9 protein-coding genes are annotated in these 11,361 nt (G+C 61.2%); 5 read left to right on the top strand and 4 right to left on the bottom strand.

Annotated elements, in window-relative coordinates; translation table 11 throughout:
• Positions 1 to 181 (top strand): hypothetical protein (locus VGY55_04250; protein HEV2969178.1); only part of this gene is annotated, 181 nt, incomplete at its 5' end.
• A gap of 19 nt (positions 182 to 200) precedes the next feature.
• A complete protein-coding gene (locus VGY55_04245; protein ID HEV2969177.1) occupies positions 201 to 2,444 on the top strand; it encodes a lysylphosphatidylglycerol synthase domain-containing protein in 2,244 nt (747 codons plus the stop codon).
• 7 nt (positions 2,445 to 2,451) lie between these two features.
• Here the strand turns inward: VGY55_04245 and VGY55_04240 are convergent, their stop codons facing one another.
• Entirely contained in the window at positions 2,452 to 3,141 is a 690-nt protein-coding gene (locus VGY55_04240) for an SOS response-associated peptidase (GenBank protein ID HEV2969176.1), read from the bottom strand.
• A 124-nt stretch (positions 3,142 to 3,265) separates the two neighbouring features.
• Between VGY55_04240 and cutA the strand changes: the two genes are divergently transcribed.
• Together cutA and VGY55_04230 are read left to right on the top strand one after the other, a co-directional pair.
• Positions 3,266 to 3,586: a divalent-cation tolerance protein CutA gene (gene cutA / locus VGY55_04235; GenBank protein ID HEV2969175.1), complete on the top strand. Its 321-nt coding sequence runs from the start codon at positions 3,266 to 3,268 to the stop codon at positions 3,584 to 3,586.
• 143 nt (positions 3,587 to 3,729) lie between these two features.
• The gene (locus VGY55_04230; protein HEV2969174.1) at positions 3,730 to 4,185 is read left to right on the top strand and encodes a hypothetical protein; all 456 of its coding nucleotides are present in this window, start codon (positions 3,730 to 3,732) and stop codon (positions 4,183 to 4,185) included.
• 92 nt (positions 4,186 to 4,277) lie between these two features.
• On the opposite strand, the gene VGY55_04225 is transcribed toward VGY55_04230, so the two are convergent.
• The gene (locus tag VGY55_04225; GenBank protein ID HEV2969173.1) at positions 4,278 to 5,102 is read right to left on the bottom strand and encodes a hypothetical protein; all 825 of its coding nucleotides are present in this window, start codon (positions 5,100 to 5,102) and stop codon (positions 4,278 to 4,280) included.
• Positions 5,103 to 5,303: 201 nt separating this feature from the next.
• Between VGY55_04225 and VGY55_04220 the strand changes: the two genes are divergently transcribed.
• Positions 5,304 to 7,925 carry a hypothetical protein gene (locus VGY55_04220; protein ID HEV2969172.1) on the top strand — a complete coding sequence of 874 codons (2,622 nt, stop codon included), beginning with the start codon at positions 5,304 to 5,306 and terminating at the stop codon, positions 7,923 to 7,925.
• A gap of 239 nt (positions 7,926 to 8,164) precedes the next feature.
• On the opposite strand, the gene VGY55_04215 is transcribed toward VGY55_04220, so the two are convergent.
• Positions 8,165 to 9,487, bottom strand: a complete 1,323-nt coding sequence (locus tag VGY55_04215; protein HEV2969171.1) for a UDP-glucose/GDP-mannose dehydrogenase family protein — start codon at positions 9,485 to 9,487, stop codon at positions 8,165 to 8,167.
• Between the two features lie 104 nt (positions 9,488 to 9,591).
• On the bottom strand, positions 9,592 to 11,361 hold a 1,770-nt coding region (locus VGY55_04210), incomplete at its 5' end, for a DNA gyrase C-terminal beta-propeller domain-containing protein (GenBank protein HEV2969170.1).

The raw sequence follows: 11,361 nt of genomic DNA, 5'->3' as shown, positions 1-11,361 counted from the left end.
TTGTTCCATCAGCCTCACCAAACGAAAACTAAGCCTTACATCCCCAAAATCACTGCTCAATAACTCCGCCGACCAATTCACACCTGCCTCCTTCACGACAATTCACTCAAAAAAACCAGCAGTGAATAATATGGGTAAAGGGAAGCGCAAAGCCGTGGGCATGGCACCCGCTAGTCGATAAAAACTTTGGGATCAAAACGATGACTACTCCGCTGCCCGAGTCCAATCGCGGCCGACGTTGGACCTTTTGGCTGCGCGCGGCGGCGGGATTGGGGTTGGTCGGTTTCCTGGCGGCCAAGACCGATTGGCGCCCGGTAGCCAAGGCGATCGAAGGCATGCGCTGGGAACACTGGCTCGCTGGCGTAGCGATCTACCTCGGGTCGCAGGTCGTGAGCGCCTGGCGCTGGGGCGCGCTGGCCCGGCCGCTGGGATTCGAGTTTCCGCAACGGCGGTTTACGCAGTTGTATTTCGAAGGGATGTTTTTCAGCCTCTGCCTGCCGTCGTCCATCGGGGGCGACGTGGTGAAGGCCTACCGCCTGGCCCCGACCGCTGCCGGTCGCGTGTTGGCGGCATGCACGGTTCTGGCCGATCGCGCGACCGGGCTGGTCGGATTGTTCGTCATCGGCTTGACGGCACTGGCCGCGCGGAGCTTCGATCTGGCGCTCGTCCCGGCGTTGGCCGTCGGCGCCGCTCTTTTGATCGCGGCCTTGGCGAGCGTATCGCTGGGGCTGGCGATTCTCAATGGGTTTGTCCGCTTGCTTCGACCCGAGGGCCGGCTTTCGCAACTATTCGTGAAGCTGCTTCCCTATCACGCTCGGCCGGAGGTCTTCCGCCGCGCGATCGGGTGGGGGCTGGCCGTGCAATTGCTCAACGTGCTGGTCGTGGTGGAAATCGGCCGGGCGATGGGTTTGCACGTTCCGCTGGTCGCCTACTTCGTCGCCGTGCCGGTCGTCGCTTTGCTGACACTGTTGCCGGTGAGCGTCAGCGGAGTCGGCGTGCGCGAAGGAGGGCTGGTCTGGATGCTCGCCTCCTACGGAGTCGGCCAAGGAATGGGGATCACGCTGGGGATACTTTGGTTCCTGGTCACCGTGGCCGGCGGGCTCGTCGGCGGAATGGCGTACCTGTTCAGCTTCGAGAACCGCCGGGGACTGTCCCCTTTTTCGCGGGCACCATCGCCGCGATGGTCGGCGGAGAAAAAGGGGACTGTCCCCTTCCGCGCAACCGCCGTCGAGGATTCGGTGGGACCGACGGAAAACGCTCTAGACGCTAGTCCCGAGTCAATCGCGATCGCCGACAGCGCGACGATCGAAATCTCGCCGGCGCTGCGCGCGAAAATCGCCGGCATGAGCCTATCGGTCGTCGTACCTGTCTACAACGAGCGCGAGAACCTTCCGCGTCTTTATCGAGCGATCACGCGGGTCATGGACCCGCTCGGCCAACCCTATGAGATCGTGCTGGTCGACGATGGCTCGACTGACGGCTCGGGCCGCGTGCTGAGCGAAATGGCCGCCCAAGACGCGCGCGTCAAAGTCGCCCGCTTTCGCCGCAACTTCGGCCAAACCGCCGCGATCAACGCCGGCATTCATTTGGCCACCGGCGACGCGATCATCACGCTCGACGCCGATCTGCAAAACGACCCAGCCGATATCCCGATGATGCTCGAAAAGCTGGCCGACGGCTACGATCTGGTGCATGGCTGGCGAAAGGAGCGGCAAGACAAGTTTTTGAGCCGCCGGTTGCCGTCGGCGATCGCCAATCGCCTGATCTCGAAGTCCACGGGCTTTCCGGTCCACGATCTCGGCTGCACGCTCAAAGTGATCCGCCGCGAAATTGCGCACGAGTTGCAACTTTACGGTGAGATGCACCGCTTCATCCCGATCCTCGCTCACTGGCGCGGGGCGCGCTGCGCCGAGGTGGTCACGCGGCACCACCCGCGACAATTCGGCGCGTCGAAATACGGCCTCTCGCGCACACTCCGCGTGGTCCTCGATCTCGTGACCGTCAAATACATGACGCAGTATCTGAGCAGCCCGATGAAGCTGTTCGGGATGCTCGGCCTGGCATCAGGCCTGGTCGGGCTCGTCGCCGGGCTGTCGACATTGGTCATGTGGTTCGACGGCTTCCACATGAGCCGCAACCCGCTATTGCTGCTTACGGTATTCGCCGGCTTCGTCGGCCTGCAATTCTTCGTGCTGGGCATGCTCGGCGAACTCGGTGTGCGCACGTACTACGAATCGCAGGGCAGACACCCCTACGCTATTCGCGACCTCGTGAACTTCGACCAGCCGCTCGAGAATCGTCGGGGACTGTCCCCTTTTGCGGAGCGGGCACCATCGCCAGATGGTCGGCAGCAAAAGGGGACTGTCCCCCTCTCCGCGGACGGTTCGGGGATCGGCTCTAAGCTGGCCGCTCAAGAACCGCCGGCGGAGCGCAAGGCGGCATAAACGGCCCTCAATCAAACAGCGGCTTATCGCCTTCCGCCGCAGCGAGGCACGCTTCATCGTCGTTCGCCGGGCTGTTGACGTGAGTCGATACCGGTGACGAGATAAGCTGCTCGGAAGTGAGCGACGCGAAGAGCGGGCGGAACCGATCTGAGTCGGTCTGGGCGGGGTCGAGCCAAGTGGAATAGTCGGCCGGCTCGACGATCACCGGCATCCGATCGTGCAACGGGCGCAGCAATTCGTTGGCGTCGGTCGTCAGGATCGTGCAGGTCTCGAGCGGCCGTCCTTCCGCATCGCTCCACCTCTCCCACAGCCCGGCGAAAGCAAATGGCTTGTCGTCGGCGCGGCGGATGAAATATGGCTGCTTCTGGCGGCCGACTTTTTTCCATTCGTAAAAGCCGTCCGTCGGCACGAGGCAGCGCCGCTGCCGCATCGCCGCGCGGAAAGCCGGCTTCGTGGCGGCGGTCTCGGAGCGGGCGTTGATCAGTTGATTGCCGACCGACACATCCTTCGCCCAACTCGGCACCAACCCCCAGCGGAGCTTGACCAACTCGCGCTTTCCCTCGGCCGTCTGCCGAACCACCGCCACAGGCTGCGACGGGGCGATGTTGTAGCGCGGAAAAAGCGCCGGCTGGGTCTCCAGCGCAAACTGCCGCATCAAAACCTGCGGCGGCGTTCGCAATGTAAATCGGCCACACACGGCTGGAACCAATGACGAATGCCTAATGACGAAGGAACATTTGGCCGCACACAATAATAACTCATCCCTCGCCTCTCGTCCCTTCCTACTGCTACACTCTCGTTTAGAGCAAAAGGAGCCTGCGATGGCCGAGGTGGTTCAGATCGTGACGACGACCGACGGCAAGGACCTGGCCGAACGGATTGGCCGGACGCTCGTCGATGGGCGGCTGGCTGCTTGCGTGCAGATCATCGGGCCGATCACGAGCATTTATCGCTGGGAGGGAAAAACGGAAATGGCCGAGGAATGGCAATGTTGGATCAAAACCACCAGTGATCGCTACGCGGCCGTCGAGCATGCCATCCGGCAGATTCACACGTATTCCGTCCCGGAGATTCTGGCTGTCCCCGTCGTCGCCGGCAACCCGGCCTATTTGAAATGGCTTGAAGAGCACGTCGCCGGTTGACGGCTGACAATCGGGTGCCACTGCTGGCTTGTCCAGCAGTGAAGGACCCTGTTGTAGCGCGGTCTCCCGACCGTGCTACCTGGGAGTAAACTGGGCCTTTCAGTTCCCAGCGGTTTGGAATCTGCTCCTCGTCACTTCCACCGATGTACTCATTCTACACAACCGTTCACGCTCGCCCGCCCGAGGCGACGATCGCCCCAACGATCGAGCTGCCCGGCCGATCGTTTGTCGCGCTGTCCGTTCCGCACAAAGCCCTCTCGCATCCCCTGGGCGTCAGCTTCGAGACGGCGATGGAACGAATGGGCCAATTGGAGCGCCTCTTCTGCGAGCCGGACGGATCGTTCTTCTGGGGCTCGCCCCACGACGGCCCGCGCTGGCAAATCGACGGCAACCTCTTCGACCGTTCAGGCCGGCTGCTCTTCGTCGATCTCAAAGGGACCTGCCCGCCCGCCGAATTCGACCGCCTGCTCTCCACCTTCGGCTGGCCCGAGACGCCCCTCATGTTTCAACTAGTCCGCGAAGCCGTCTTCCTCCCCGAACCAGAATTCCGCCGTTGGGCCGCAGGGAAGTCAAAGACGAGTCCTGCAAATCCTGCCTGAATCTCTTTGACAGGATATACAGGATTGTTTTTCGGAAGGCGGACGTTTGCCGGGCCGGCGAACGATCCGCTCTGAAAAACCACGCACGGCCGTCACTTATAAACCTGGGGCACTCGCCAAGCGGGCGGCGCGTCGACAAAACGCCAACGGACTTGCGGTTGCGGCTCTATCTCCGCTGATTCGTCGAATTGATCCGCGTCGTCGTCGGCAACTTCGCGTCGCGACTCGCGGCTACTATATGCGGCCGCGACCCCTTGCTGGTCTCGGGCCTCGCGTAGCATGGTGAACAACGCTTCGATCTGTTCGTGGACCTCGCGGGTCTGGCTGATTACCAAGGCTCGGGCATTCGAGTATGGAGCGATCGATCCCGTTCCGCCGGAATCGGTCCACGCGGTTGGCGAAATGATCGATGTCACCACGTCAATGAGGGAATCGTAATCCTCGGCGACTCCGTGCTCGTCGTGCACTTCGACGAGATCGCGAACCAGATAGATTCGAGTTTCGACGTGTTCTTTGGCCCTGGGGTCGGTTGTAATCAGAAGCACGTCGTCCTGAATGATCCAATTCAACTCATGCCGCCTCAGGATCAATTCCAGAGCGGCCCGCAATCGCACATTCGAAAGATTCACGGTCAGCGGCGTGTCCGCATTGACACCCGCATCTGTAAGGGCCTTGTCGTCGAGTTGAATGCTGATGCGAAATTCGTTCTGAAGGTGATCGACAACGTCTTTCAGCGGAGTTTCGACCAATTGGAGCGAAACGGGTTGGTCTAAAGCCCGGAGGATTCGCTCCTCGGCCGCTATCCCCGCCGCGCTTTTCATGGATAGCGACGATTGAGCGAAGCAGAATTCGACGCTTGCCGCGGTCAGTATTGCAAAGCCGCAGATGGTCGACCGTCGGATCGTGAATCGACGCATCCGAAACCTCCTCGTCGTAGAACGGACAATGATGAGGGGCGCGTGGCACGCAAATCTCACACTTCACTCGTATTCGGTGCAATTCGTTGCGACCGTTCGAGTTTATTCTATCCGATCGGCCAACGGAATTCGCGGAATAACTGCCCGTCGCACCGTCGAACCCTATCACGTCGCATCATTAAGACAAGCGGAGCGCCAATCATGGCAATCGTCGCGTACTATCGGAACGCTTGCATCCTCGTCAGTGGGCTGGTCATTCTCTTTTGCTGCCGCCGGACCGTTGCGGCAGACGAGAAGCCGGTCGAGGTGCCGCTCAAGAAAGTGGTGTTGTTCAACTCGGGTGTCGGTTTTTTCCAGCATGAAGGGGAGGTGAATGGCGACCAGACCGTCGAGCTGAAGTTCAACGTCGATGACGTGAACGATCTCTTGAAAAGCATGGTGCTCGAAGACCTTGGGGGCGGCCGGATTTCGACCGTAACATACAGCGCCCGCGAACCGGTGACGCGCACGCTCAAGACGTTTGCCATTGACTTGACCCGTAACCCGACGCTGGCCGAATTGCTGCGACAGGTCCGCGGAGAAAAGATTCAGGTCGATGCGCCCAATCCGATCACGGGAACAATCGTCGGCATCGAGCGGCGGCGCGTGAAGTCTGGCAAGGATGAGACGACCGAAATTGAAGTGCTCAATTTGCTCACCGCTTCCGGTCTACGAAGCATCCCGCTGGAAAGCGTCGTCCAAACCCAATTGCTCGACCCAAAGCTGCACGGTGAGCTGCAAGATGCGTTGGCAATTCTGGCAAACGCGCATCGATCGGACAAGAAATCGGTGACGCTCAGCTTCCTCGGCAACGGGAAGCGCACCGTGAGGATCGGCTACATCCAAGAATTCCCCGTCTGGAAGACAAGCTACCGTCTGGTCGTCAAGGACGATGGTTCGCTGTTCCTGCAAGGCTGGGCGATCATCGAGAATGTGACCGAGCAAGACTGGAATAATGTGGCCATGACACTCGTAAGCGGCCAGCCTATCTCATTCGTCGAAGACCTCTATCAACCGCTGTACGTCGATCGCCCTTTGGTCATTCCTGACGCGTTCGCTTCGTTGACGCCGCGAGTTTACGAACAGGATTTAGCCGCGAAGGAGGCCGATTTTCGCAGAACCGCGGATTCCAACGCGCGTGTTGCCCGCCGAAATCAGTCGGTAGGAGGGTTTGGCGGCGGAGGATTCGGAGGCTTCGCCGGCGGATCGGGAGGCGGGATGGGCGGAGGAGGCGGGCCTGCGGTCGGTGGCAACGATCGCCCCTTCGTAACCTCGGTTGTTCCAATCGCTGGCGGGCAGGCGCCACCAACCGATAACGGTCCAGTCGGTCCGCAAAAGGGCATTACTCCAGCGGCGCAAGGTGGCGACGTCGGCGAACTCTTTCGCTACGCAATCACGGAACCCGTCACATTGGCCCGGCAAAAATCGGCGATGCTGCCGATCGTCAACGACTCCGTAAAAGGGGAGAAGCTCTCGATCTACAATCCGGCCGTCCACGCCAAGCACCCGCTTAGCGGACTGAAGCTTATCAACTCGACCGGGCTGCACCTCATGCAAGGTCCGATCACCGTATTCGACGGCGGCGAATATGCAGGAGACGCGCGGATCGAAGACCTCCAGCCGGGGACCGAGCGTCTATTGAGCTACGCCCTCGATCTTGATACTGAGGTAGCGCCGGGAGCGGAGCGATCGACACGATCGCTTGCCGCTATTACGATCACTGGAGCTTCGCTCATTGAAGATCACGTGATTGATCGCACAAAGTCATTCATCGTGAAGAACTCTGCTTCCAAAACCAAGAAAGTGCTCATCGAATATCCGCACGATGCGGCGTGGAATTTAGTGGCTCCCAATGAACCGGCCGAAAAGACCCGCGATCTTTACCGTTTCGCCGTCAAGGCTGATCCCGGCAAACCAGTCAGTCTGGAAGTGGTCGAGCAACGGATCGACCATCCGGAAATCGCAGTTTCCAAGCTCCCCGAAACCGTTGCCTCGTACATCGACAACAAATCGGCTAGTTTTACGAGCGCCGCGCGGGAAAGGACGACGGAAATGTTGGCCAACGTCGCGATCGGCAAAGGAATGTTGAAAGAATCGCGCACGATCGTAAGGTCTCGACAATATACGATTCGAAACGCAAGCTCAAAGGCCATCAACCTGCGCGTCGATTATGCAGTTGATCCACAATGGAGTTTGGTTAGCCCAAGGGGGGCTACCGGCCAAAGCCGCGGCTTCTATCATTTCCGCGTGCAATTCGATCCGGACCAGCCGGCGGCGCTTGAAGTTACCGAGCAACGGACAATTCAATCGGACATTCCCCTCTCGCGTCTCGACGACGATCAAATCAAGGTCTATGCGAACGCGAAAACTGTCGGCCCCGATGTCAAGAAGGCGCTGGCCGAAATCGTCAAGCGTCGCCAGGCATTGGCTGCGCTCGCCGCTCGAAAGGCGCAGCTCGAACGGCAAATCAAGGAAGTCGGCGACGAACAAGGCCGAATTCGCCAGAACATGAGCCAGCTCGACCGCAATTCGGATCTCTACAACCGCTACGTCAAGAAATTCGGCGTGCAGGAAGACGAAGTCGAAAAGCTGCGGCAGCAATTGCGCGAACTTTCGGTCGACATCGACGGTCAGCGCAAGTCGCTCAGCGATTTGTACGGCGACGCGGACAGCGATGGGAACGCGGATTCCGACGCGACCGCGCCGCCCAACGCGAGAATTCTGCCTGATAATCCATTCGGTGCGCCGCCAGAAAAGAAGAAAGCCGACGACCCGTTTAAGTGAGCCTGGCCACATGCACGCGACCGAACATCGCGCCGCAGTCACCTATAAACTTGGGGCACTCGCCAAGCGGTGGGGTGGCACTGGCCAGCGCAGTCGGCCAGTGCCGGAATCCGCCCTAGCGCTGAATTGATACATTTCCACGCAGTTGCTGTGCGGGGCTGTTGATGGTTGGCGACTCAGCACTGGCCGACGTTGCTGGCCAGTGGCACCCGGCAAAACATCTCGCCACTCGCGGCTAATCACTTTTCACCCGGCCCCACCGGCGCCTTGCCGATGCAGTGATACGTGAAGCCTGCGGCACGGACTGCCGCGGGGTCGTAGAGGTTGCGGCCGTCGAAGATAAGGCGGCCTTTCATGCGCTGGGCCATCTCGTCGAAATCGGGATGGCGGAATTCGCCCCATTCGGTGACGATCGCCAGCGCGTCGGCCCCATCGAGGGCCTCCAGCGGCAGGGCCGCGTATTGCAGCTTGTCGCCATAGAGGCGGCGGACGTTGTCCATCGCCTCGGGATCGTGAACCCGCACGGCCGCGCCCAATTCGAGCAGCCGATCGATCAACACCAGCGACGGGGCGTCGCGGACGTCGTCGGTCCGCGGCTTGAAGGCCAATCCCCAAACGGCGATTGTGCGCCCCAGCAGTGTGCCGCCGAAGTGCCGAGCAATCTTATGGCCCAGCACCGATTTCTGCAGCAAGTTCACTTCATGCACCGCCTGGAGAAGCCGCGGCTCGATCTGGTGCTGCCGGGCCATCGCGGCCAGCGCCTGCACGTCCTTCGGGAAGCAACTTCCCCCGTAGCCGACGCCGGGAAATAGAAACGCGAACCCAATCCGGCTGTCGTGCCCGATGCCGCGGCGCACATGATCGATGTCGGCCCCCATCCGCTCGCAGAGATTGGCCACCTCGTTGATGAAGCTGATCTTGGCGGCCAAGAGCGCGTTGGCCACGTATTTGGTCATTTCCGCGCTCTCGGGCGACATCGCGAGAAACGGCTTCTCGGTCCGCAGAAACGGGGCGTACAAGCTCCGCAGCACGTCGGCCACGTCCGGCCGCCGCACGCCGACGACGACCCGATCGGGCTTCATGAAATCCTCGATCGCGGCACCTTCCTTGAGAAACTCCGGATTGCTCGCCACGTCGCAATCGCGGCCGGTCAGCTCCTTAAGCCGGGCAAAAATCCAGGCGCACGTGCCGACCGGAACGGTGCTCTTTGTGACCACGATCGCGCCCTTCGCCAGATGGGGAGCGATCTGCTCGACGACGGTGCGAAGGCTGGACAAATCGGCCGAGCCGTCGCTCGCCGGCGGCGTCCCGACGGCCAGAAGGACCAACTTGGCCGAACGCACGGCCGGGCCGAGGTCGGATGTGAAATGCAGGCGTCGGGCCTCGTGATTGCGAGTGACCAACTCTTCGAGCCCCGGCTCGTAGATCGGGATCTCGCCGCGAGCAAGCCGCTCGATCTTCGCGCGATCGATATCGATGCAACTCACGTCGTTGCCGCTATCCGCGAGGCAAGCGCCCGTGACCAGACCGACGTAACCGGTTCCCACAACGGCGATTTTCATCGAAAAGCTCTCGGAACGCGGCCGTCGGCCGCAATGAAAGTAGCAGGCACATTCCGAGTGTCGTCGCCGTTACGGCACACGGAGTGTGCCTACGACATTAATCGTCACTCGATACTCTTCGCCTCGCCGGTTTCCTCCCGCGGGACGCGGACGATCGCGGCCAGCGAATCTTCTTCGTCGAGGCTCATGATCCGCACTCCTTGCGTGTTGCGGCCGATCACGCTGATCTCGCCGGCGGCGATTCGCTGAATCTTGCCGCGGGCGGTCATCATCAGCAGCTCATCGTCGTCGCGCACTCCGGTCACGCCGATCACCGAGCCGTTGCGCTCGGTGGTCTTGATATCGCGCAGTCCTTTGCCGCCGCGGCGCTGGGTGCGATAGCGCTGCTGGCTCGAAGTGTCGTCGGCGCTCTCTTCTTCCTCGACGGGGGCCGAGGGTTCTTCAATCTCCGCATCCTCCGCCGGACCTTCGCCGCCGCCAGCGCCGATAGCGACGATCGCGGGGCTGTTCGGGCCGAACAATGTCCGCTTGCCGTAGCCCTTCGCGCAGGCTGTGAGCAGCGTGGCGTCCGGATCGGCGACGACCATGCCCACCAGCCGGTCTCCCTTCATCAGCTTGATACCCTTGACGCCGCTGGTGTTGCGGCCCATCGGGCGAGCGTCGGACTCGTTGAAGCGGATCGCCATGCCGGTGGCCGTCGAAAGCACCACTTCGTCGCCGGGCCTGGTGACGACCACGTCGACCAGCTCGTCTTCGTCCTTGAGCTTGATGGCGATGATGCCCCCTTTCATCGGCCGGCCATAAGCGTCGAGCGGCGTCTTTTTCACGAGGCCATTGCGCGTGGCCATCATCAGGAATTGGTCGCCAGTGAAGTCGCGGACCGGGCGGCAATCGGCGACCCGTTCCTCTGGGGCGAAATTCAGCAGGTTGACGATCGCCCGCCCCCGGCTCTCGCGGCTGAGTTGCGGCAGATCGTAGACCTTCTGCCAATAGACCTTGCCGCGGTTGGTGAAAAACAGCAGATAGTCGTGCGTGCTGGCGACGAACAGATGGGCGATCGGGTCCTCTTCCTCGGTCCTCGCCCCGGTCAGCCCCTTGCCGCCGCGCCGCTGGGCGCGGTACACGCTGGACGGCGTGCGCTTGATGTAGCCGTTGTGGCTGATCGTGACGACCATATTCTCTTCGGTAATCAGATCTTCCATCTCGATCGAGCCGATTTCCTCGCCGCTGATTTCCGTGCGTCGCGGATCGGCGTGTTTCTTCTTCAGCTCGATCAGGTCGGCTCGAATAATGTCGCGGATGTTCTTCTCGTCGGAGAGAATCCGCAAGTACTCGGCGATTTCGTCGAGCAGCTTGCGGTATTCGTCGGCCAGCTTTTCCTGCTCGAGGTTGACCAATTGCCCGAGCGTCATGCGGAGGATGGCGTCGGCCTGGACCGGCGTGAGCGAATAGTTCTCGGCAGCCCCACGCTCGGAGCGGAATGCCGCGAACCCCGTCTCGCCCAGCGCTCGCTCGATGAGCGCCGAGGGGCATTGAATCTCCATCAGCCGGGTTTTCGCCTCGGCGGTCGTCGCCGACGAACGGATCACGCGGATCACCTCGTCGATATTGGCGTGGGCGAGCAGCAAGCCTTCGACGACGTGCTTTCGCTGCCGCGCCTTGGCCAGCAGGAACTGAGTGCGCCGGCGAATGACGATGATCCGATGCCGCAGAAACTCCTCGAGCATCCCCTTGAGCGACAGCACCCGCGGCTTCCCATCCACCAGCGCCAGGAAGATCAGCGAGAACGAATCCTGCAGCGGCGAGAATTGATAAAGCTGATTGAGCACAATCTCCGGATCGGCGTCGCGCTTGAGTTCCAGCACTAGCCGCAC

This window comes from Pirellulales bacterium (assembly GCA_035939775.1).
Lineage (GTDB): Bacteria > Planctomycetota > Planctomycetia > Pirellulales > DATAWG01 > DASZFO01.
Note: the sequence above shows the minus strand (reverse complement) of the source record. Positions and strands in the feature narration are given on the sequence as shown.

Excerpts from the sequence above, each read along its gene's own strand:
- VGY55_04225 (HEV2969173.1), bottom strand. The coding sequence starts at position 5,102 with ATGCGTCGATTCACGATCCGACGGTCGACCATCTGCGGCTTTGCAATA.
- VGY55_04220 (HEV2969172.1), top strand. The coding sequence starts at position 5,304 with ATGGCAATCGTCGCGTACTATCGGAACGCTTGCATCCTCGTCAGTGGG.
- VGY55_04215 (HEV2969171.1), bottom strand. The coding sequence starts at position 9,487 with ATGAAAATCGCCGTTGTGGGAACCGGTTACGTCGGTCTGGTCACGGGC.
- VGY55_04245 (HEV2969177.1), top strand. The coding sequence starts at position 201 with ATGACTACTCCGCTGCCCGAGTCCAATCGCGGCCGACGTTGGACCTTT.
- cutA (HEV2969175.1), top strand. The coding sequence starts at position 3,266 with ATGGCCGAGGTGGTTCAGATCGTGACGACGACCGACGGCAAGGACCTG.
- VGY55_04230 (HEV2969174.1), top strand. The coding sequence starts at position 3,730 with ATGTACTCATTCTACACAACCGTTCACGCTCGCCCGCCCGAGGCGACG.